19 protein-coding genes are annotated in these 21,098 nt (G+C 56.2%); 11 read left to right on the forward strand and 8 right to left on the reverse strand.

Annotated features, from left to right (window positions below):
• Positions 1–38 precede the first annotated feature (38 nt).
• Positions 39–806, forward strand: a complete 768-nt coding sequence (locus LN244_RS02300; RefSeq protein ID WP_239041254.1) for a TatD family hydrolase — start codon at positions 39–41, stop codon at positions 804–806.
• Here the strand turns inward: LN244_RS02300 and LN244_RS02305 are convergent.
• Positions 800–1,195 carry a hypothetical protein gene (locus LN244_RS02305; RefSeq protein WP_239041255.1) on the reverse strand — a complete coding sequence of 132 codons (396 nt, stop codon included), beginning with the start codon at positions 1,193–1,195 and terminating at the stop codon, positions 800–802. The genes LN244_RS02300 and LN244_RS02305 overlap by 7 nt on opposite strands.
• Positions 1,196–1,289: 94 nt before the next feature.
• On the reverse strand, positions 1,290–3,200 hold the full coding sequence (locus LN244_RS02310) for a beta-ketoacyl synthase (protein ID WP_239041256.1): 1,911 nt from the start codon (positions 3,198–3,200) through the stop codon (positions 1,290–1,292).
• 207 nt (positions 3,201–3,407) lie between these two features.
• On the opposite strand from LN244_RS02310, the gene LN244_RS02315 reads away from it, so the two are divergent.
• Complete coding sequence (locus LN244_RS02315) at positions 3,408–4,067, forward strand: OmpA family protein (protein WP_239041257.1); 660 nt, start codon at positions 3,408–3,410, stop codon at positions 4,065–4,067.
• A gap of 82 nt (positions 4,068–4,149) precedes the next feature.
• On the opposite strand, the gene zapB is transcribed toward LN244_RS02315, so the two are convergent.
• Together zapB and LN244_RS02325 are read right to left on the reverse strand one after the other, a co-directional pair.
• Positions 4,150–4,344, reverse strand: a complete 195-nt coding sequence (gene zapB / locus LN244_RS02320) for a cell division protein ZapB (protein ID WP_239041258.1) — start codon at positions 4,342–4,344, stop codon at positions 4,150–4,152.
• Positions 4,345–4,393: 49 nt separating this feature from the next.
• Positions 4,394–5,617 (reverse strand): flagellar assembly protein T N-terminal domain-containing protein, encoded by a 1,224-nt coding sequence (locus tag LN244_RS02325; protein WP_239041259.1) that lies wholly within the window; start codon positions 5,615–5,617, stop codon positions 4,394–4,396.
• Positions 5,618–5,710: 93 nt separating this feature from the next.
• Here LN244_RS02325 and LN244_RS02330 point away from each other — a divergent pair, with 93 nt between their 5' ends.
• A complete protein-coding gene (locus LN244_RS02330; protein ID WP_239041260.1) occupies positions 5,711–7,117 on the forward strand; it encodes a penicillin-binding protein activator in 1,407 nt (468 codons plus the stop codon).
• Positions 7,118–7,127: 10 nt separating this feature from the next.
• Here LN244_RS02330 and LN244_RS02335 read toward each other — a convergent pair whose 3' ends face one another.
• From LN244_RS02335 to map, 4 genes are all read right to left on the reverse strand, one after another.
• The gene (locus LN244_RS02335) at positions 7,128–8,093 is read right to left on the reverse strand and encodes a LysM peptidoglycan-binding domain-containing protein (protein ID WP_239041261.1); all 966 of its coding nucleotides are present in this window, start codon (positions 8,091–8,093) and stop codon (positions 7,128–7,130) included.
• A 58-nt stretch (positions 8,094–8,151) separates the two neighbouring features.
• Positions 8,152–8,730 carry an LPP20 family lipoprotein gene (locus LN244_RS02340; protein ID WP_239041262.1) on the reverse strand — a complete coding sequence of 193 codons (579 nt, stop codon included), beginning with the start codon at positions 8,728–8,730 and terminating at the stop codon, positions 8,152–8,154.
• A gap of 143 nt (positions 8,731–8,873) precedes the next feature.
• Positions 8,874–11,567 carry a [protein-PII] uridylyltransferase gene (locus tag LN244_RS02345; protein ID WP_239041263.1) on the reverse strand — a complete coding sequence of 898 codons (2,694 nt, stop codon included), beginning with the start codon at positions 11,565–11,567 and terminating at the stop codon, positions 8,874–8,876.
• A gap of 20 nt (positions 11,568–11,587) precedes the next feature.
• Entirely contained in the window at positions 11,588–12,361 is a 774-nt protein-coding gene (gene map / locus LN244_RS02350) for a type I methionyl aminopeptidase (RefSeq protein ID WP_239041264.1), read from the reverse strand.
• 275 nt (positions 12,362–12,636) lie between these two features.
• On the opposite strand from map, the gene rpsB reads away from it, so the two are divergent.
• From rpsB to bamA, 8 genes are all read left to right on the forward strand, one after another.
• Positions 12,637–13,374 carry a 30S ribosomal protein S2 gene (rpsB, locus tag LN244_RS02355; protein WP_239041265.1) on the forward strand — a complete coding sequence of 246 codons (738 nt, stop codon included), beginning with the start codon at positions 12,637–12,639 and terminating at the stop codon, positions 13,372–13,374.
• A gap of 104 nt (positions 13,375–13,478) precedes the next feature.
• The gene (gene tsf, locus LN244_RS02360; RefSeq protein WP_239041266.1) at positions 13,479–14,339 is read left to right on the forward strand and encodes a translation elongation factor Ts; all 861 of its coding nucleotides are present in this window, start codon (positions 13,479–13,481) and stop codon (positions 14,337–14,339) included.
• A gap of 92 nt (positions 14,340–14,431) precedes the next feature.
• Positions 14,432–15,187, forward strand: a complete 756-nt coding sequence (pyrH, locus tag LN244_RS02365; protein WP_239041267.1) for a UMP kinase — start codon at positions 14,432–14,434, stop codon at positions 15,185–15,187.
• Complete coding sequence (gene frr / locus LN244_RS02370; RefSeq protein ID WP_239041268.1) at positions 15,180–15,737, forward strand: ribosome recycling factor; 558 nt, start codon at positions 15,180–15,182, stop codon at positions 15,735–15,737. The genes pyrH and frr overlap by 8 nt, the downstream gene beginning before the upstream one ends.
• A gap of 36 nt (positions 15,738–15,773) precedes the next feature.
• Complete coding sequence (gene uppS, locus LN244_RS02375; RefSeq protein WP_239041269.1) at positions 15,774–16,538, forward strand: polyprenyl diphosphate synthase; 765 nt, start codon at positions 15,774–15,776, stop codon at positions 16,536–16,538.
• Positions 16,532–17,335, forward strand: coding sequence for a phosphatidate cytidylyltransferase (locus LN244_RS02380; protein ID WP_239041270.1), 804 nt, complete (start codon positions 16,532–16,534; stop codon positions 17,333–17,335). The genes uppS and LN244_RS02380 overlap by 7 nt, the downstream gene beginning before the upstream one ends.
• A gap of 8 nt (positions 17,336–17,343) precedes the next feature.
• Complete coding sequence (gene rseP, locus LN244_RS02385) at positions 17,344–18,702, forward strand: sigma E protease regulator RseP (RefSeq protein ID WP_239041271.1); 1,359 nt, start codon at positions 17,344–17,346, stop codon at positions 18,700–18,702.
• Positions 18,703–18,752: 50 nt separating this feature from the next.
• A complete protein-coding gene (bamA, locus tag LN244_RS02390; protein WP_239041272.1) occupies positions 18,753–21,098 on the forward strand; it encodes an outer membrane protein assembly factor BamA in 2,346 nt (781 codons plus the stop codon).

Below are 21,098 nucleotides of genomic sequence, written 5' to 3' on the forward strand. Positions count from 1 at the left end.
CTGGCACAGGCCGTTCAGGTCTGTGCCATACTCCTTGCATGCTGATCGATACCCATTGTCATCTCGATTTTTCTGATTTTGACGCTGACCGCGAGGCGGTGGTCACGCGCGCGCTGGCCGCAGAGGTAGATCATATTGTTATACCCTCGGTGACTGTGGATAACCTTCAGCGCGTTATCGATCTCTGTGCCTCTTCGCCCTGTTTCCATCCTGCACTTGGGTTACACCCCTGCTTTCCACATGACACCGATGCCGCCCTGAATACTCTGGCACAGGCACTGGAAGTGAATAAGGTCGTGGCAATCGGGGAAATAGGACTGGACTTTCGTCCCGGACAGATTGAGGCCGAGGTGCAACAGCCACTGTTCGAGCAGCAGCTGCAACTGGCCCGACAATATGACCTGCCGGTGCTGCTGCATGTGGTCAGGGCACACGATCAGGTGCTCAAACTGTTGCGCCGTTATCAGTTGCCACGGGCGGGGATCGTACATGCCTTCTCCGGCAGCGAGCAGCAGGCCCGGGAATATGCAAAGCTGGGGTTCAAATTGGGAATTGGCGGGGCCATCAGCTACGAGCGAGCACAGAAGCTGCGCCGTCTGGCAGCTGAATTGCCGCTGGAGTGGCTGGTGCTGGAGACTGATGCGCCGGATATGCCGCTTGAGTCACACCGGGGAAAGCCCAACGAACCTGCCCGAGTGGCTGGTGTGGCGGCGCTGATTGCTGCACTGCGTGGGCTGTCTATCGAAGAAGTTGCCAGGAAGACGTCGGTGACAGCGCAGCAGCTGCTGCGCCTGCCGGCTTACTGATAGATACTGTTGTATGCTTTGTCGACGGTATGCCAGACGGTATCGGTGTGGCGGTTGATCGGCACGCGGAAGTAACGACCATCAGTACCAGCCGATTCGCTGCTGTAGCTGCCATCCGGCGGGGTGAGAATCATCCGGGCCAGATCCGTTGGGTAATTGGGTCCCTGGATTTTGCGGCCGTAAATTTCTTCGATCGGCTTCAGCTGGGCGCGAACCGAGACAATAGAGGTAAGGTCCTGGCAGCTTGAAGTTTCGCCGCGGCAGAAACGGTAGTAGCGGGTATCCAGGGTGTAAAACTGATCGGCGGTGGGATCTTCCTTCAGCGCACCGGACAGGTTGACGCATCCTCCCAAAGCCAGCACAGAGGCCAGCAGACTCAAGCGCTTCATGGCAACGTCCTGTTTCAATCTATGGATTGCGAGCGAGTGTAGCAGAAAATCGGCTCCTGCTGCCGGGTGCGACAACGGGAGCCGAGCCTAAGGTTCAGCACAGATCCTTGTAGGGGTTGTCGACCTTCAGCGAGATTGCATTCGCATACCCCGGCAAACGGATCTCGTCAGCCGTGATGTGCAGGTCCTCACCGGTCAACACATGGTAGTCATAGTGGTAGATCGGACGGGCTTCGCCGTTGATCGCTGCCTGGTTATAGGTTTCTGCCTGCTCACGTACCTGTTCGCGGCGCTCACGCCAGGCACTCATGGCATGTTCGCCATGGCGTTTGGTCAGCATCTGCTCGACTACATGAGGAGCCAGAATGGCAGCACTGGCGTTGTTGCCGCCAAAGCCCTTGGCGTTGATCAATACAGAATCCATCCCCTGCGGGCCTACGTTCAGGTGCTCCAGCGGCAGGTTGAGGTTGGAGTCATGCACATCGTCGGCAATCTCAGGAGTGGTGGTCAGTCCCGGGATGATGCCGTATTTCCAGACGCCCAGAGACGCAAACAGCTGATCGCCACCTGCGGTGCCCTGAGAGTGCCCCAGATACGCCTTTACTGCGCTGACAGGCCAGGCCGGGATATTGAATGCCTTGGCGGTTTCGTTGATGACATGGGATTCAGTGACACGGTTCTGAGGCGTACTGGTGCCGTGAGCCTGAACGAAGCTGCGCTGGCGCAGGGACTCCTCGCCCAGCAGTTCGGCGATCAGTGAAGCAGCCTTGCCCAGGGTCATGTAGTTGCCGATGCCGGGGGCCGAGATCGACTTCTTGTGACCGTCAGCGTGAACAAAGACGTCGGCGACGGCACCATGAATATCGGCACCCAGCTCCAGTGCCAGATCATCGCTCATCAGGACCAGGAACTGGCTGGATTCACCCATGGTAAAACCACAGTTGTTACCGAAAGGACGGCAGGCCTGACGGTAGTGTTCTTCTGCCAGTTCCGCCAGATTATCCAGCGCGGCCAGTTGTTTGTCTTCGGCCAGCGCCCCCATGGCGCGGAAACCTTCGATGATCTCCGGCGTCACCGGCGCATCGCTTCCCCCCACCAGCACCAGTTTGCATCTGCCGCCGCGAATGGCTTCCACGCCACTCTTGAGGTTGTACAGGAAGGTGGCACAGGCACCCAAGGCGCCTCCAGTGGTACCGACATTACCCAGCAGGTAGGCATTGATGAAGTCTGCCGGCATCTGGGCATAGCCCAGTGGCATCTGCTTGGATGTGGTGCGCTTGCCCAGGGCCGGGAACTTGGTCAAACCGCCAAAGCCCAGATCATCCAGCTGGCCGATGGAGTTGCTGGCGAATACGGCAATCTGGTCCGGGGCCAGGCGGTTGAGAATACTGTCGTAATCGATGCCGACAGAGCGGAGGGCATCTGATGCAGCGTAAACAGCCATCTGCAGGCCACGGGGGTGGTTACGTGACTGATACAGCTTGCCCGGCTCGAAGCCGGTGGGCAGCATGCCCGCGCTTTGAACCAGCGAAGTCTTGCTGTCAGGGAAGATCAGCTCGCAGCTGCCTTCAATGGTAATCTCGGTTTGGCCACCGCCGATATCGTTGAGGGTCCAGTTATCCGGAATCACCTGAGGCAGGTGGCGGTTGCGCAGACGGAAGCGCAGTGGCTCATCACCACTCTTGGCGGTTGCCGGTCGGTTGAACATCACTGCATTGACATCAAACCAGTCCGGATGGATGCGGCGGATCAGGGTGCTGTTGCGGACCTGCTGTTCCACCGCTTCGGCGAGGGCATTGCGGTCCGGCAGCATCTGCTCGCCCAGTCGATATTGCCCGTCTTCATAACGTGCCAGACCTGTCAGAGTAGCAAGATCGGTCAGGGTTTCCTGTCGACTGCGCGTATCCAGCTGATCGAGAATCAGACGGCGATAGCCGTGATGAAAAGAGGAACGACCAGCGGGGCTGATACCACCAAAACCGACAATGACAGGCAGTTGAGACAAGAGAAACTCCTCGGGATGGTGACGCGGGTGACAGAAAAAGATAACAGTGCATTTTATCGCCTGAGTGCAAGACTGGCCAGCGCTGTGGACGGTTTTAATAGGCGGGGGTGGAACTGTTTTTCATATAGTATTCAGCTATTCTGGTCTATATAGATCTCGTTTGCCGGTGCCTGAACAGGGGCCGGATGTCTGAATTCAGGAGGAATCATGAAAAAACTGATGCTGGCAACGGCCATGAGCGCGCTGGTACTGGGTGGCTGTACGACGCTGGATCCTTACACTCAGGAATCCAAAACGTCCAACGCAACCAAAGGCGCAGGTATCGGAGCGCTGGCAGGGGCCGTTCTCGGTGCTGCTGTTTCCGATAAGGGTGATCGCAACGAAGGCGCGCTGGCGGGGGCTGTCATCGGAGGTGCAGTCGGTGGTGGCATCGGTTACTACATGGATCGTCAGGAAATGCTGTTGCGCCAGGAGCTGGAAGGCACAGGGGTGCGTGTTGAGCGTATTGGTGACGACATCCGCCTGATCATGCCCGGGAATATTACCTTCGCCACCGACAGTGATCGTGTTGCACCTTCTTTCTACTCGGTGCTGGATTCGGTGGCCAAAGTGCTGATCAAGTTCGACCGTACCCAGGTTGCGGTTGAGGGCTTTACGGACTCCACGGGTTCTTTCGAATATAACCAGCAGCTGTCGGAGCGCCGTGCCACCAGCGTTGCTCGTTATCTGTCGTCGGTTGGTGTGGATAACCTGCGCCTGGATGCTCGCGGTTATGGCGAGCGCTACCCGATTGCCAGTAATGATTCGGCCGCAGGGCGGGCAGCGAATCGCCGTGTTGAAATCAAGATTCGCGGTACTCAGCGTTGAATTGAAGAATAGCTTTCCGGCGGCAAGCAAAAAGGGGCGTCCACAGGACGCCCCTTCTGGTTTTTCTATGCCAGGCCGTGCTTCAGATGTTTTCGCTTTCCTTCAGGCGATCAAACTTGCCCAGCAGACGCTGCAGGTTTTGTTCGGTCCGGGAACGTTCCTCTTCGAGGCCTTGTTTGGCCTGGCGCAGCTCACTGACTTCCAAGCGCAGCAGTTCGACCTCTTCGATCAATCCCTCAATTTTGCTTTCCAGTTCGGTAAAGAGTTCGCTCTGCATGGTGACTTGCTCCTGTGGCACTCGCTAAAAGTGCTCAAGACTAAGCCTGTCAATGCGCAATTACAATATCGTCCTGCTGAATGTTGAGGGTTTCGCTATCGACGTCCAGTGTGCCTTTGGAGAAGCTGGGCTGAGTTTGCGTCAGGGTGAGATTGTGCTCGGTATTGATGAGCTCGTACTCGGGGCGCATTTGGCCATCATAGTGGGTCAGGCGGCGGTAGACGCTGAGTCGGTCTCCCGGTTTGAGGCCGTCAAGGCTGCCTGCACTGATCCATACCTCCTTGTCGCGGGTGCGGGTGATGCGCGCCGTAAATGGCTCGCAGGTCAGTTGTAGCTGAATATCGTTGCTGACCGCCCGGATGACACTGCGCAGCTGCTGGCCAAACGGCTGCTGCCAGAACTGCGGGGTACCAAAACCAACCTTGGCGTGGCTGTCCGCGTTCCAGTCGGCCGTCATGTGATAGCGCTGTTGGTGTTTGAGAGCACCGGTGAAGGCATCATGGATGAACAGGTCGAGTACCAGATCACGCTGATGGAAGCGCTGCTCCCTGTCGAACTGCCGGTACAGATCGACCAGTACGTTAGGCTCGCGTGGGCCAGGAGTATAGTGTGGCGCCATTCCGCGGATGACGCCGCTAATCAGGTACTGCACCTGGTGCTGGGGCGTGTTGTTCAGGATGGTGGTCAGGGTGCCCTCGGGCAGCAGGCGAACCGGTGCCTGGGTTGGGTCGCCAATGATGTTCAGGTTGCCGGCATCCAGTGCTTCAAAGGTACTGCTGCGCTGCAGCTCGTAGGCCAGCAGTGTCGCCAGCCCCTGCTGAATTTCGTGCAACTGGCCGTTATTGGCATCGGCAGGGTTCTCCAGCGGGAAATGTGTGATCGCCAGGGATTTTCGATAAGCCGTTTGCGGCAGGCTGTCCTTGCAGCCCTGCGCGATATCCACATCCGCGATAATGGTAACGCTGATCTGATCATCCCTGACCTGCTCATCAATCACGCGCACGTTACTGACCTTGCCCAGTGTGCTCAGACGCAGGGTATCAATTTCCAGGACTCCGTCGCGGGCCTGGCGTGTACCGCTCAGCCAGGCGGAGGCACGAATCGAGGCTTGCTCCATGGCACGCTGCAGTGCCTGCTGGCGTGACAGTCCCGGGTCTTCTTCAACGTAAGGAGCCTGACCGGTGGCTTCAATCGACACCGCCGACGCCTGGCTTGGCAGCAGCAACAGGGTCAATGTCAGAAGGTGGAGCAGAGCGGCGGCTAGCTGTTTCATGAAGTCGAATCCCGACTGGCTGGGTGAGTGTCTCTGGATTGTAGCGAGGAAAAACACCATATTACAGGCTGCAGGTCAGGATGGATAAGTCAGATGAAGAGGATGTTGATATTGCTGTTTTGGGGGGCGCTGCTGTTTCCTCTGAGCACCACGGCCGAGGATGGTGTCAAAACCGACAGGCTAAGGCAGTTGATCAACGCAGCAGGCGTGCATCCCTCGGCATCATCCCTTGAACCAGTCTGGCGTGCACTGCAGGAATTGCCCATCGCACAGCTGATCGAACTGAGCCGTCAGGACAGCAACAATTACTTCGAGCAGGGATGGTTTGAATTGGCCCGAGACTATCGGCTGGTGACCACAAGTCAGCAAGACAGCCGGCTGGATCAGTGGCAGGCGCGCTGGTTTCACCACCCGGCGAAGGTCTGGCTGCCTTACCTGAAACAGGCAGTTCCACGGGCTTCAGTACCTGATCGTGTCGAGCGTCTTGGGGTGCTGTTGCCACTCAGTGGTCAGTTTGCAGAGCAGGGTCGAGAAGTGTTGGCCGGCATGCGTGCTGCACTGGAATGGGACCGGCGTCAGGGCTATGCGGTGCCTCAGTTGCAGATCCACGACACTGGGGCTGTGGAAGAATTGCCAGAATTCTTGAGCCAGCTGGCGGAAGAGGGGGCTCCAGACCTGTTGGTTGGTCCGTTGCGACCTGAGCTGACACAGCAGCTCACCCGTATGCAGTCAGTCCCCGTGCTGGCTCTGAATCGGGCGGGAGGGGAAGAATTTAACGGCTATCAACTTGATTTGGCATCCGACCAGGAGCTGCGCCAGCTGATCAAGCAGATTCGGCAGGATGGTCACCGTCGTGTGTTGCTGCTGGCGCCAGCGGATGAAGCCTGGGTGGAGCCCCTGTTGGCCTGGATCGAGCAACTGAGTGTATCTCAGGAACTGGTCATTCAGGATCGCTTGCGCTATGAAGCGACACCTGAGCGGTTGAGCTGGCAACTGGGTCAAGTGCTGGGCGTGAACGCCAGTCGTGAGCGCGCGCAGCAACTGGCGCAATTGCTGCCGGAAGCGCCCAAACAGGAGGCACGGCATCGTCGAGACATCGATGCCGTGCTGTTGATCGCTCGGCCTGACGAGGCGCGATTGGTCAAGCCGATTCTCAATTATCACAGGGCAGATGCATTGCCGGTGTATGCCGGTTCACATCTGTTTACTGGCAAGGTTGACGCTATCCAGGATCGTGACCTGGAAGGCATCGTATTTTGTGACATGCCTTGGCGATTGCGTCAGCGCCCGGGACGTTCACCCTCCAGCAGCTTTTTTGCACTGGGGCTGGATGCAGGGTCGGTCTATCGTGCCTTGCCACAGATGCGCGCGGGCGCTTCGGGGTATTTCGAAGGAGAAACAGGGCATCTGCGATTAGTGCGTGGTCATCGTCTGCAGCGTTCACTGCCATGTGCACGCTTCGTTCGGGGGGAGCCCCGTCTGATCACAACGGCTGACTGAGCGGGTGCTCTTAGTGCGCTCTGTCGCCCACGGCCGGAATCTGCCGAGCCTGGAGAACAAGGGCAAGACTCATCTCATGGCTGGTATCAATCACCAGCATCCAGCCCCCTCCCTGTCGCGCCTTTATGACGGGTTCTGCCTGCGACGCAACGAGGTCGGGCTTGCTGTAGCGCAGCAAGTGGCCGGGTTTTAGCCCTGTGCCCAGGCCCTGGTCGAGTATCAGCAGGTAGCCTCCGGACTGTTCATAGAGAGCCTTGATCACGTGAGCATTGATCGGCGCGTCCGGGTAGCCGATGTTGAAGCCCGTCGGGGGGCTCTCCAAAGGGAGGGCCAGCATGGTATGCAGGTCTTCCTGGCTGTTTTCGGTAACGCGCAAGCGCGCCTTGTCATCCTGCTGCAGTAGCAGCCTGGCCTTGCCGGTTCGGATCAGCTCCACCGTCGTTTCGCTAATCGGCTCCATGCTGGGCCTGAACAGTCCAAAGAGTGTACCTTCCGGGAACACTCGATCGAGCCCGTGGATGTATACATAGTCGCCATCGGCTTCAGCGCGGGTACTGTGAATGCGGATCAGAAGCTCTGGGGCGCCTGTGGCGAGCAGACGATAATCGGTACGCATCCGATCGATATGCCCGCTGCGCAGAAGGTCTTCTGCCATTACAACGATGGGGTCAAGCGAACCCGAGTTTTGGGATTGATCCAGTAGTGTCGTGGCGTGATGTTCGGTCTGTAAGGCGTTTTCCGTGGCCGTTGGCAGGCGCAGGCGAGCACCGGGCTGAAGCTGTTCTGGAGAGCGAATCTGAGGGTTGAGCGCCCATATCTCACGCCAGCGATCGGCACTGCCGAGCAGTTGTGCAGAGATGGAAGAGAGACTGTCTCCCTGCTGCACGGTGTACGTGCTGCTGGCTGCCGCGCCCGCTGGTGTCATGACCAGCGTAAGGGCAAGCAGCATGGCGGACCATGATGATGACGTCAGCATGCAGACTCCTTGCGGTGCCGGTTTGAAGAGACCTTCGCTGGGAAGGTCTCATGTACACTCAGTAACGCGGTGCGAAGGATGGAGTGCTGTAAGCGCTGCCGGGTGGCAGATGCCCACCTGCGGCATGCCAACGGCGTTCCTGCTCCAGCTGCTGAAGCATACGGCTACGGCTGATCTTCAGTGACATGGTGGTAACCGCCAGACCGTCGGCTTCGAATTCCTGATTGATAATGGCCGCACCCTGCACAAAGCTGTTGAGGTAGGCACGCAGGCGGTCACGGTCGGCGATGAAATCATCCATTCGGGTGTCCCCGACAATATGAAGGCCTGAAACCTGCTCCGCGATTTTACGGTAGGCATCAAGTTCAGAGGCACGAAGGGCCATCAGGCGCCGTTGGGCCAGACTCTCGAAAGTGCTTTTGGGAGCACCATAGCCGGTGACCTTGATGACCAGAGTGTCGTCGACCTTCGGTGAGGCATAGCTTGCCTGAGGCGCGGGTTGAGCGGGTGGCTGTTGTACCTGGACATAGGTTCTGGCGCGCGGCTCGCAGGGGTCGCAGTAGGGCGAGTATTGAGCGCAGCCAGTAATGATCAGAGCCAGACCTGCAATGGTAGTGAGCCTGAAAAGGTTGTTCATAAGCCAAAAAGTCCTTGTCGACGCCTGAAAGGGCTGTATCCGGTCGTTGCTATAGCACCTATATCGGTGCAAAAAGACGCTACTTTAGCAAAAAATGCCGAGCGTCTCCCGGGGGAGACGCTTTTATTTTTGCAGGTGTGGCCTCAATGAATATGCTGGTCCAGCTGGTCACAGATCGACTGTTGCAGGCGGCGGCACAGCTCAGGGTCGCTGATTGGCTGATTCTGGCTGTCAGTGATGAAAAAGAAATCCTCGACGCGTTCGCCGATGCTGGAAATTTTGGCCTTGCGAACCGAAATTCCGAACTCGACAAAGATGCGCCCGATGCGCGCCAGCAGTCCCGGGCGGTCAGGTGTGATTACCTCCAGTACTGTTTGCTGTGCAACCGGATCGTTGCTCAAGGTCAGGCGTGTCGGTGTCGTGAATAGCTTCAGCTGGCGCGGTACCCTGCGTTGAATTATCTCAGGGTAGTCTTCCGGATCATCCAGCTCTTCGGTCAGATGTCGCTGAATATTCGCCAGATACTCGGGGTTCTCGGACAATGGCTGGTTATCTTCAGTCAACACCGTGTAGGTGTTCAGGGTGCGACCGTGATCGGTCAGAATGATGCGCGCATCCTGAATGTTCAGGTTGAGTTGATCCATTGCCGCCACGGTAGCCGGGAAGAGGGTGGGCAGATCCTCGCTGTAAATGAAGATCTCGGTGGCGCCTTCAAACACCCGATAGGAAGTCTTACGGATCAGCACCAGAGGTAGCGGGCTGTCACCATGCTCCAGAATCGCCTGAGTATGCCAGGCGATGTTATGGGCATCTTCGCGCAGGAAGTAGTCATCGCCAAGCAATGACCAGTAATCGAGCACATCCTGCTCGCGAACCCCCTTGCGGGCCAGCAGCAACATGGCCTCATGCTGAACCTGTTCGATGCGGTCTTCCTTGTTGATCGGGTTTTCCAGGCCGCGACGCAAAGCGCGCTTGGTTTCCATATACAACTGGCGTAGCAGGGTCGCGCGCCAGTTGTTCCACAGAGTGTTGTTGGTCGCGTTGATGTCGGCCACGGTCAGCACATAGAGATAGTCGAGGTGGACCAGATCGCGGACTTCCATGGCGAAGCTGTGGATAACCTCAGGGTCTGAGATGTCACGGCGCTGGGCAGTCATCGACATTTTCAGGTGGTTGCGAACCAGCCAGGCGACCAGGTGGGTATCCCATTTGCCCAGGTGGTGGCGGCGACAGAAGTCCACAACATCTTCGGCGCCGAGTTCGGAGTGGTCGCCACCACGCCCCTTGGCGATATCATGATAGAGGCCTGCAATGTAGAGCAGTTCAATCTTGGGCAGCTGGTTGACAATCCGGTGCGCGATGGAGAATTGCTCGCGGTATTCTCTGTGACGGAACTGGCGCATTTTCTGGATCACTTTCAGGGTATGCGCGTCGACGGTGTAAATATGGAAGAGGTCGTGCTGCATCTGGCCAACGATCTTGCCGAATTCGGGCAGATAGCGTCCCAGGATACCGTAGCGGTTCATGCGTTTAAGCTCTGTCGAAACCCCTTCCGGTGAACGCAGCAGTTCCATGAACAGGGAGGTGTTGCGGATGTCATGGCGAAATTCGTCATCGATCAGATGACGGTGATCGCGCACCAGGCGGATGGTAGACGCGCGGACACCCTTGATTTCCGGGTGCTGGGCCATGAGCACAAACAGCTCCATGATGGCGAACGGATGGTGTTCGAACACCTTGTCATAAACGGCTTCGAGGAAATCGTTACGGACCTGGAAACGGTTGTTCAGCGGTCGGATGCTTTGCTTGTCATCGATGCGCAGGATGGCTTCATCGAAATGCTGCAGCAGCATGTCGTTGAACTCGGACATCGCCATGGCGACCCGATAGTATTTGCTCATGAACTGTTCAACGGCGAGAGCGCCTTCCTGGTCTTCATACCCGAAATAGGACGCCAGGGTGCGCTGATGGTCGAACAGCAGCCGGTCTTCGCGCCGCTTGCAGAGCATGTGCAAAGCGTAGCGCACGGTCCACAGGTACAGTTCGCCCTTGTTCAGGGTGTCCAGCTCGGACTCGGTGACAAAGCCGTGGTCGACCAGATCTCGAATATAGGTGGCGCCGAAATGGCGTTTGGCGACCCAGCCGACCGTCTGGATATCCCGAAGTCCACCAGGGGAGGCCTTGAGGTTAGGCTCCAGGTTGTATTCGGTGTTGTTGGTTTTTTCGTGTCGCTCTTTCTGCTCGGCCAGCTTGGCCTTGAAAAACTCCTTGTCGGTCCAGGCACCCTCGGACGTAACCCGATTGTACATTTCCAGTTGCAGGGTCGGATCGCCGCAAATGGTGCGTGACTCGATAAGGTTGGTTGCAATGGTGATATCGTTGCGAGCCTCGTCGTAGCATTCGTCGATGGTTCGCACACTGGATCCCAGGTCGAGACTGATATCCCAGAGCAGGGTCAGAAAGCCGCTGATGCTGTCCTGCCAGTCGGCCGGTTCGACCTGATCAAACAGCAGCAGGATGTCCACATCGGAATAGGGGTGCAGCTCGCCGCGACCATAACCGCCGACCGCGACCAGAGCGGCCTGCTCGGCCGGTGGCCAGGTGAACTGTTCCCAGGCGAGCTGCAGAATGCAGTCGAGAATCCAGGCACGGCCATAAATCAGCCTGCGGATGTCCTCGCCTTGTCGGAAAGCCTCATCCATGCGGGACTGGGCATCCTTGAGTGCCTGCTTGAGCACTTTAATGACCGGCTGATCACCGGCCTTGAGGCTGGCTTGAATCTCCTGACTGTCGAAAAGCTCAGGAACGGCTGCGAGCGGTTGAACGGTGCGGGTCATGCCAGTGCTCTCTGTCAGGCTCAGTTGGACATTTCTTCCTTGCGCAGGGTGAGGATCTCGTAACCGTCGGCGGTGACCAGAACCTCATGTTCCCACTGCGCTGAAAGGCGCCGGTCGGCCGTTTCCACGGTCCAGCCGTCGCGCTTGTTCAGTTTTACATGGCGCTTGCCGGCATTGATCATCGGTTCGATGGTGAAAATCATGCCTTCTTTAAGCTCTTCGCCGGTCCCTGCCTTACCGTAGTGCAGTACCTGAGGGTCTTCATGGAACTCGGCGCCGATGCCGTGGCCACAGTATTCCCGCACCACGGTGTAATGGTTGCTCTCGGCGTGCTGCTGGATTGCCGCGGCAATATCACCCAGGCGAGCCCCCGGACGTACCTGCTCGATACCCTTGAACATGCACTCGCGGGTCACCTCACAAAGACGCTTGGCGTGAGGCGCGACGTCACCAACATAAAACATTTTGCTGGTATCGCCATGGTAACCGTCCTTGATGACGGTGATATCGACATTGATGATGTCACCGCTTTTCAGTTTCTTGTCGTTGGGAATGCCGTGGCAGACAACCTGATTGACTGAAGTGCAAATGGACTTGGGGAAGCCGTGGTAGTTCAGCGGAGCAGGAATGGCGCCCTGCTCATTGACAATGTAGTCGTGGCAGATCTGATTCAGTTCGTTGGTGGTGACGCCCGGCTTGACGTAGGGTTCGATCATTTCCAGAACCTCGGCCGCCAAACGGCCGGCTACGCGCATCTTGTCGATTTCTTCGGGGGTCTTGATCTTGATAGTCATAAGTACTCGGCTTGTCGAAACGGGGTAAGTCGCACGCAAACTGCGTGAGCGTCAGCTAGACTTGCATTGTATCGAAAGCGGGCGTCAGGCGCCAAAGGGCGCTTCAAAAAGTGCCGCTGCTGTGGTATAAATCGCGCTCCCGAAAGAGGCGCTTGTGCGGCTCTGAATTTAATCAACTGAAAACACACACGTATCGTCACATGCGTCCTGGGTGCCGCCATGCGGTTGGGCGATGGGATATGTGGAGGTTATAACCCGTTAGAGGAAAGACCACAATGGCTAAAGTTTCTATGCGCGACCTGCTGAAAGCAGGTGTTCACTTCGGTCACCAGACCCGTTACTGGAACCCGAAAATGTCCAAGTACATCTTCGGTGCGCGTAACAAGATCCATATCATCAACCTGGAACACACCCTGCCGGCGCTGAACAACGCTCTGGATGTGGTTCAGAACATGGCCAGCAACAAGAACAAGATCATGTTCGTCGGCACCAAGCGTGCTGCCGCTAAGGTGATCAAAGAGGAAGCCGCTCGCGCTGGCATGCCTTACGTTAACCACCGCTGGTTGGGTGGTATGCTGACCAACTACAAGACCATCCGTCAGTCTATCCGTCGTCTGCGTGAGCTTGAGACTCAGTCTCAGGACGGCACCTTCGAAAAACTGACCAAGAAAGAAGCTCTGATGCGCACCCGTGAAATGGAGAAGCTGGAGCTGTCTATCGGCGGTATCAAGGACATGGGCGGCCTGCCGGACGCGCTGTTCGTAATCGACGTTGACCACGAGCGTATCGCTATCAACGAAGCCAACAAGCTGGGTATCCCGGTTATTGGTGTTGTTGATACCAACAGCAACCCGGACGGCATCGATCACGTTATCCCGGGTAACGACGATGCTCTGCGTGCAATCCAGATCTACGTGAAGTCTGTTGCAGACGCTTGCGTAGAAGGTGCCGCTGCCAACGCTGGCGACAAGGGCGAGTTCGTTGAAGTTGACGCTGAGGAAGCGGCCCAGTAATCGGGCTGACAACTTGAGTCGATAGTCTTGAACGGATTTTGAAAGGGGGGCCTGGCTCCCCTTTTTTGAATTTGAATTAGAGCATTAATAGAGAGGAATGCGACATGGCGAATATCTCTGCAGCGATGGTTAAAGAACTGCGTGAGCGTACCGGCCTGGGCATGATGGAGTGCAAAAAGGCACTGGTTGAAGCTGAAGGTGACATCGAAAAAGCGATCGATGATCTGCGCAAGTCTTCTGGTATGAAGGCTGCCAAGAAGGCTGGCCGTACTGCTGCTGATGGTGTCGTTGCCGTTAAAGTTGCTGACGACAACAGCTTTGCAATTGCCGTTGAAGTCAACTCCGAAACCGACTTCGTTGCTCGTGACGATAACTTCCTGGGCTTCGTGAACACCGTTCTGGAGAAAGCTTTCGCTGACAAGGCAACTGATGTTGCTGCTCTGATGGCTGGTGAGCTCGAGTCTGCTCGTGAAGCGCTGGTGCAGAAAATCGGTGAAAACATCACCGTTCGTCGCCTGATGCTGGTTGAAGGTGATGTGGTTGATGCGTATGTCCACAGCAACAACCGTCTGGCTGCTCTGGTAGCGCTGAAAGGCGGTAACGCTGACGTGGCTCGTGATGTTGCCATGCACGTGACTGCGGTTAACCCGCGCGTTACCCGTCCGGAGGAAATGCCGGAAGAAGAGCTGGTGCGTGAGAAAGAAATCATCATGGCTCAGCCGGATATGGAAGGCAAGCCGCAGGAAATCAAGGAAAAAATGGCTGGTGGCCGCATCAAGAAGTTCCTGGCTGAAAACAGCCTGGTTGAGCAGCCGTTCGTCAAGAATCCTGAGCAGACTGTTGGTCAGGTAGCCAAGGAAGCCGGTGCGGAAGTCGTATCTTTCGTACGTGTTGCTGTTGGCGAAGGTATCGAAGTCGAGCAGAAAGACTTCGCTGCTGAAGTTGCAGAACAGCTGAAGAAGTAATCGGCTGCTGCCCTTTCGACTGGGCATTTCATATGCCCAGTCGCCTGCATTCCTGCTACACTTTTTGCCATTTCGTCTGTGCGGAGAAAATCATGCCTGCCCCTGAAAAACAGTCCAGATACAAGCGGCTCCTGCTGAAACTGAGCGGTGAGGCCCTGATGGGTGATGAAAACTTCGGGATTGATCCCAAGGTTTTGAATCGTATGGCGCTCGAGATCGGGCAGCTGGTGGGGATTGGTGTCCAGGTCGGAATGGTGATCGGCGGTGGTAACCTGTTTCGTGGCGCGGCGCTGAGTGCAGCCGGGCTGGATCGGGTGACCGGCGATCATATGGGTATGCTGGCTACAGTGATGAATGCCCTGGCCATGCGTGATGCCCTTGAACGTTGTAATATCGCTACCCGTGTCATGTCGGCCATCCCGATGAGCGGTGTGGTTGACCAGTATGACCGCCGCAACGCCATGCGCTACCTGAATCAGGGTGATGTGGTAATTTTTGCAGCGGGTACCGGTAATCCTTTCTTTACCACTGACTCGGCAGCCTGTCTGCGTGGCATTGAGATCGAGGCTGATGTGGTATTGAAGGCGACCAAAGTGGATGGTGTTTATACCGCTGATCCAGTGAAAGATCCGACCGCCACCCGCTATACGCGCCTCACTTTCGATGAAGTGTTGGAAAAGCAGTTGGGTGTGATGGATATGACGGCGATCTGCCTGACCCGGGATCATGACATGCCGGTGCGCGTGTTTAACATGAACAAGCATGGTGCGCTGGTCAATCTGGTGGTTGGTGGTGACGAAGGAACTCTGATTGATAGCGGCTCTACAGCTGGAGAACTCGATGATTAATGAGATTGTGAGCGATGCGGACAGCCGCATGCAGAAAAGTGTCGAAGCCCTGGTAGAAAACTTCAAGAAGATCCGGACCGGACGTGCTCATCCGAGCATTCTGGATACGATCACCGTTTCCTACTATGGCTCGGATGTGCCCATTCAGCAGGTTGCCAACGTGTCCGTTGAGGATGCGCGCACGCTGACCATCATTCCCTGGGAAAAGAAGGTGGTGAGTGATATCGAGCGGGCGATTCACAAGTCTGATCTGGGTCTGAATCCCAGCACCAATGGTGATGTCATTCGTGTACCCATGCCGCCTCTGACCGAAGAAACCCGTAAGGGCTATATTCGCCAGGCACGCACCGAGGCTGAGGGTGCTCGTGTAGCGATCCGTAACATTCGCCGTGATGCCAATGGCGATATCAAGGATCTGCTGAAGGAAAAGGAAATCACTGAAGACGATAGCCGTCGCGGTGAAGATCAGGTGCAGAAACTGACCGACAAGTTTGTGGCTGAAGTCGACAAACTGCTCGCTCAGAAAGAAACGGACCTGATGGAAATCTAAACTGACAGGCGGGGCCTGGCCCCGCAACGGATCTGCATGACTTCTGAGCACCAGCTGATTATCCCTCCGGGGCGCTCCATGCCCCGTCACATCGCGATCATCATGGATGGCAACAACCGTTGGGCCAAAGAACGACGCTTGCCGGGGCTCGCAGGGCATAAAGCGGGCGTCAACAGCGTTCGAGCCGTGATTGAGGGCTGTGTTGAACAGGGGGTCGAAGCGTTGACCCTGTTTGCATTCAGTAGTGAAAACTGGAAGCGGCCGGCGCTTGAAGTCAAAGGGTTGATGCAGTTGTTCATGCGTGCGCTGGAACATGAAGTGCGCAAGCTTCACCGTCACAATATTCGTCTGCGGATTGTGGGGGATCTGAGTCGTTTCAGTCCCGAGTTGCAGAAGCGGATTCGTGACGCGGAAGAACTCACGGCGGGTAATACCGGTTTGGCGCTCAATATTGCAGCGAACTATGGTGGTCGCTGGGATATTGTACAGGCGGCACGCAGTTTGGCTCAGCGCTGTGTGGATGGTGAGCTTGATCCGGCTGATATCACCGAAGACCTGTTCAACGAACAGGTTTCCCTTGCTGACCTGGCACCTCCAGATCTGTGTATTCGCACCGGAGGTGAACAGCGGATCAGCAATTTCCTGATCTGGCAGTTTGCCTACACCGAGTTCTATTTCAGCGACTGCTTCTGGCCTGACTTTGATAAGGCTGAACTATTTGCTGCGCTGCAGTCATTTCTGACCCGTGAACGCCGTTTTGGGCGTACCAGTGAGCAGTTGGAGGCCGATAAACGGTGTTGAAGCAGAGAATACTGACCGCTGTACTGCTGGCGCCTGTCGCGTTGGCAGCGCTTTTCCTGCTGCCGCAGCAGCCCTTTGAATGGGTGGCTGCGGCAGTTTTTCTGTATGGTGCCTGGGAGTGGGGGAATCTCTGTCGACTCCAGTCTCTGTCGCGGATGATATATGTCTTGGCCCTGGCGGGTCTGATGCTGGTGGTCGGGACTCAGGAGTGGCTCCAGCCCTGGTCGCTGGGGGCTGCGTTGGTCTTCTGGGTGTTGGCGCTGTTTATGGTTCGCGGTTATCCCGGATCTGCCGGCTGGTGTCGCAAGCAGGCCGGAGTTTTGATTGGGGTGCTGGTGCTGGTGCCGTCCTGGTTCGCGATGACGGCCTTGCGAGCTCAGGAGCAGGGCCTGCCGCTGCTGCTGATGCTGCTGATGCTGGTGTGGGGGGCTGATATTGGCGCCTATGCGGCTGGGAAAACCTTTGGGCGCAACAAGCTGATGCCTTTGGTTAGTCCGGGCAAAACCCGCGAAGGGCTTTGGGGCGGCTTGACGACCTGTGCGTTGGTGGGGGTGCTCTTTTCTATATGGCTGGAACTTGGCCTCTCGGAATCAGTCTATGTGGTGTTGCTGTCGATTATGACAGGCCTGGTTTCGGTGCTGGGTGATCTGTTGGAAAGCCTGTTCAAGCGTGAGCGAGGTATCAAGGATAGTGGCAAGCTGTTGCCGGGACATGGTGGTGTGCTGGACAGAATTGACAGTTTGACCGCTGCAGCCCCGGTATTTCTGGTCGGCCTCTATTTTCTTCAAGGAGCCTGAGCATTCCCATGGAGCTGTTGCAGACCCTGTTGGCCACGCTGGTGGCGCTCGGTGTATTGGTAACTATTCATGAATGGGGCCACTTCTGGGTGGCGCGGCGCTGTGGTGTCAAGGTGCTGCGTTTCTCCGTTGGCTTTGGCAAGCCTTTATGGATGAGAACGGCAGCCGATGGCACTGAATACGCGATTGCTGCCATTCCCTTGGGCGGCTATGTCCGCATGCTTGATGAACGCGAAGGTGATGTACCTGAGGCGTTACGGAATCAGGCGTTCAACAATAAACCGGTGTTACAGCGAATAGCCATCGTTGCAGCCGGACCTCTGGTTAACCTCATCTTTGCCGTTTTGGCTTACTGGTTCCTGTTTATGTCAGGTATCAGTACGGTCGTTCCGCTTGTGGGTGGTGTTGCGGCTGGCTCTCCCGCTGCCGTAGCAGGAGTCGACAGCGGCTATGAAGTGCTGGAGGTGGATGGGCATCCCGTCCGGACCTGGAATGAGGTGAATTTGCGCCTGGCTGCTCGAGTTGGGGAGAGCGGTATCATCGAGTTGATGATGGGTGATCCCAAGCGGGGGTATGCTCACAGCTATCAGGTTGAGATCAATGACTGGTCGGTAGATCTGGAGCGCGAATCTCCACTGTCGGCGCTTGGACTTGAGCCTTGGCAACCGAGCTTTCCGGCTGTGATCGGGCAGCTGCTGCCTGATGGTGTAGCGGCCAGAGATGGCTTGAAGGTTGGAGATAAAGTGCTGTCGGTAGATGGCGAATCCGTGGAGGACTGGCTGCACCTGGTCCGACTGATCCAGAGTTCGCCCTCGAAGTCACTGCAGCTGAGTGTTGAACGTGAAGATGGGCGTCACACGGTGGTGGTGACACCCGAATCGCGTACGTTTGAAGATGGTCGTGTGCATGGATATATCGGTGCGGGTGTCGCTCCGGTTGAAATGCCCGAGTCGATGCAGCGCACCTTGAGCTATGGTCCGGTTGATGCACTGGTGAACGGGATTCACAAGACCGGACAGATGATCAGTCTTACCCTTGACTCCATCGGCAAGATGATTGCCGGTGTGATCTCGGTAAAAAACTTGAGTGGCCCGATAACCATTGCTAAAGTGGCGGGGACTTCAGCGGCCTCGGGGCTGGAGTCATTTATCAGTTTTCTGGCCTATCTCAGTATCAGCCTGGGCGTGCTTAACCTGCTGCCAATTCCGATGCTGGATGGAGGACATCTGCTGTATTACGTTGTCGAGCTGGTGCGTGGGCGCCCAGTGAGTGAGCAGGTGCAGATGCTGGGTCTCAGGATTGGGATGGCCTTGCTGTTCAGTCTGATGGCATTGGCAATTATCAATGACATCGCCCGGCTCTTTTGATCTGAGCCAGTTTTCCTATCAGTCAGCCAAATAAACGTAAGAAGTACTGCATGAAACGCAAGCTGGGTCTGTTTTTTGTATCGATGCTATGGATGGCGCAGGCGCAAGCTGCCGCGCTCCCGTTTGAAGTCAATGACATTCGCCTGGAGGGATTGCAGCGGGTCGAGCCCGGCATTGTATTTCGCAACTTCCCGGTAACGGCAGGAGATCAGCTGACACGAAGCCAGCTGTCAGATGCTGTGCGTGAACTGTTCCGGTCAGGTTATTTTGCTGATGTGCAAGCAGAGCGTGATGGTGACGTGCTTGTGCTCAAGTTGCAGGAAAGGCCTTCGGTCGCCTTGATCAACATCGAAGGGAATGATGTGATCAAGGAAGAGGATTTGCTTAATGGCCTTAAGCAATCCGGTCTGCGCGAAGGTGATGTGTTTCGTCGTGCGGCGCTGAACCAGATCAGTCAGGACCTGCTGCGTGTGTACACCTCTCAAGGTCGATACGGTGCGGACATCAATACCGAGGTTGAGCCGCTTTCAGGCAACCGAGTGCAGTTGAATATCACAATCAATGAAGGTCAGGTTGCCACCATCCAGCATATCAATATTGTGGGCAATACCGTGTTCAGCGACGAAGAACTGAAAGATTTGTTCTCGTTGAAACTGCCCAACTTCTGGTCCTTCTACACCAAAAGCGACCGCTACGCGCGCGAGAAAATGACCGGTGACCTTGAGCGCTTGCGTTCCTGGTACCTCGATCGTGGCTACATCAATTTCAATATCGACTCCGCTCAGGTTTCGATCACTCCTGACAAGCAGCATGTCTATATCACCGTTGGTATCAGTGAAGGTGAGCAGTTTACCGTTCGCGATGTGAGTGTGGCCGGTGAAATGGTTGTGCCTCAGGACGTGATGCAGCAAGAGCTGACCGTGAATGCCGGGGAAGTGTTCTCACGCAAGCACATGACCGAAAGCCAGGAAAAACTGGTGCGCCTGCTTGGCGACGAGGGTTACATGTTTGCCAATGTGAGCCCTGTTCCTGAAACGCATGACGACAACACGGTTTCGATCAAATACTTCGTTGAGCCCGGCAAACGCACCTATGTACGCCGCATCAATATCAAAGGCAATACGCGTACTGCCGATGAAGTCATTCGTCGTGAGCTTGAGCAGATGGAAGCTGGCATCGTCTCCAGTCGAGATATTGAACGTTCCAAGGTTCGTCTGGACAAAACCGGCTACTTCAAAAGTGTGAATGTGGAAACGCGCCCGGTTCCGGGTACCGATGATCAGGTGGATCTGGAGTACAGTGTTGAGGAGCAGCAGTCAGGTCAGTTTACTGCCAGTGTCGGTTTCTCGCAGAACGACGGCTTGATTCTTGATCTTGGCGTGCAGCAGGATAACTTCCTTGGCAGCGGCAAGAAAGTGGGCTTCAGTATCTCCAACAGTTCAACCCGCACCGAGTACAGCTTCAACTACCTGGACCCCTATTATACGGTGGATGGGGTCAGTCGTGGCTTCAACGTCTACTTCCGTGAACGTGACTATGAAGAAGACGATATCAGTTCATATACCGCTGATGAAGCCGGTGGTGGTGTAACCTTCGGCTACCCGATCGATGATTACCAGCGCCTGAGCTTCAGTGGTGATATTGAGTTTATCCAGCTGAATACCTTTAACTGTGATCGAGATTTTACTAATACCAGTCTGAGCGGAACGGCACAGGATGTTTGTGGCTTCCTGGAAGACGAAGGTAATGACAGTTTCCTCAACTGGAAATTGACGGCGGGCTGGAGTGATAACCGTCTGAACCGTGGCTTCTTCCCGACCCGTGGTTATGCGCAGGGTGCCAGTATCGAGATGGCTGTGCCGGGAAGCGATCTGTCCTATATCCGTGCCCAGTACAACAGCAAGTGGTATCGTCCGCTGAACGAGGACGAAACCTGGGTATTGAGTCTGCGTGGCCGTGCCGGCTACGGTGACAGCCTGGGGGGCAACAACTATCCGTTCTTCAAGCACTTCTATGCGGGTGGCCTGAAATCGGTGCGCGGCTATGCCAACAACTCGCTGGGGCCGGTTGACTCCAATGAAGACCCGTTCGGCGGCAACCTGATGTTGACCGGTAATGCCGAACTGATCTTCCCGATGCCTTTCCTTGATGACAAGAGTGCATGGCGTAGCCTGGTCTTCCTTGATGCTGGTAATGTCTACTCCACCGCTTGCTATACCAGCCAGGTCAACTGCTCGGAAGATGTGGATCTGGGTGAGTTGCGCTACTCGGTCGGTTTGGGTATCAGTTGGCTGACCCCGATCGGGCCGCTGTCTGTGTCCCTCGGCAAGCCACTGAACAGCAAGGAAAATGACGATACCGAAGTGTTCCAGTTTGCGCTCGGTCAGACTTTCTAA

Origin of the sequence: Marinobacterium sediminicola, assembly GCF_022343685.1 — a bacterium.
GTDB classification, from domain to species: Bacteria; Pseudomonadota; Gammaproteobacteria; order Pseudomonadales; family Balneatricaceae; genus Marinobacterium; species Marinobacterium sediminicola.

Coding starts and splice junctions, on each gene's coding strand:
- LN244_RS02300 (WP_239041254.1), top strand. CDS start 39: ATGCTGATCGATACCCATTGTCATCTCGATTTTTCTGATTTTGACGCT.
- LN244_RS02305 (WP_239041255.1), bottom strand. CDS start 1,195: ATGAAGCGCTTGAGTCTGCTGGCCTCTGTGCTGGCTTTGGGAGGATGC.
- LN244_RS02315 (WP_239041257.1), top strand. CDS start 3,408: ATGAAAAAACTGATGCTGGCAACGGCCATGAGCGCGCTGGTACTGGGT.
- zapB (WP_239041258.1), bottom strand. CDS start 4,344: ATGCAGAGCGAACTCTTTACCGAACTGGAAAGCAAAATTGAGGGATTG.
- LN244_RS02325 (WP_239041259.1), bottom strand. CDS start 5,617: ATGAAACAGCTAGCCGCCGCTCTGCTCCACCTTCTGACATTGACCCTG.
- LN244_RS02330 (WP_239041260.1), top strand. CDS start 5,711: ATGAAGAGGATGTTGATATTGCTGTTTTGGGGGGCGCTGCTGTTTCCT.
- LN244_RS02335 (WP_239041261.1), bottom strand. CDS start 8,093: ATGCTGACGTCATCATCATGGTCCGCCATGCTGCTTGCCCTTACGCTG.
- LN244_RS02340 (WP_239041262.1), bottom strand. CDS start 8,730: ATGAACAACCTTTTCAGGCTCACTACCATTGCAGGTCTGGCTCTGATC.
- LN244_RS02345 (WP_239041263.1), bottom strand. CDS start 11,567: ATGACCCGCACCGTTCAACCGCTCGCAGCCGTTCCTGAGCTTTTCGAC.
- map (WP_239041264.1), bottom strand. CDS start 12,361: ATGACTATCAAGATCAAGACCCCCGAAGAAATCGACAAGATGCGCGTA.
- rpsB (WP_239041265.1), top strand. CDS start 12,637: ATGGCTAAAGTTTCTATGCGCGACCTGCTGAAAGCAGGTGTTCACTTC.
- tsf (WP_239041266.1), top strand. CDS start 13,479: ATGGCGAATATCTCTGCAGCGATGGTTAAAGAACTGCGTGAGCGTACC.
- pyrH (WP_239041267.1), top strand. CDS start 14,432: ATGCCTGCCCCTGAAAAACAGTCCAGATACAAGCGGCTCCTGCTGAAA.
- frr (WP_239041268.1), top strand. CDS start 15,180: ATGATTAATGAGATTGTGAGCGATGCGGACAGCCGCATGCAGAAAAGT.
- uppS (WP_239041269.1), top strand. CDS start 15,774: ATGACTTCTGAGCACCAGCTGATTATCCCTCCGGGGCGCTCCATGCCC.
- rseP (WP_239041271.1), top strand. CDS start 17,344: ATGGAGCTGTTGCAGACCCTGTTGGCCACGCTGGTGGCGCTCGGTGTA.
- bamA (WP_239041272.1), top strand. CDS start 18,753: ATGAAACGCAAGCTGGGTCTGTTTTTTGTATCGATGCTATGGATGGCG.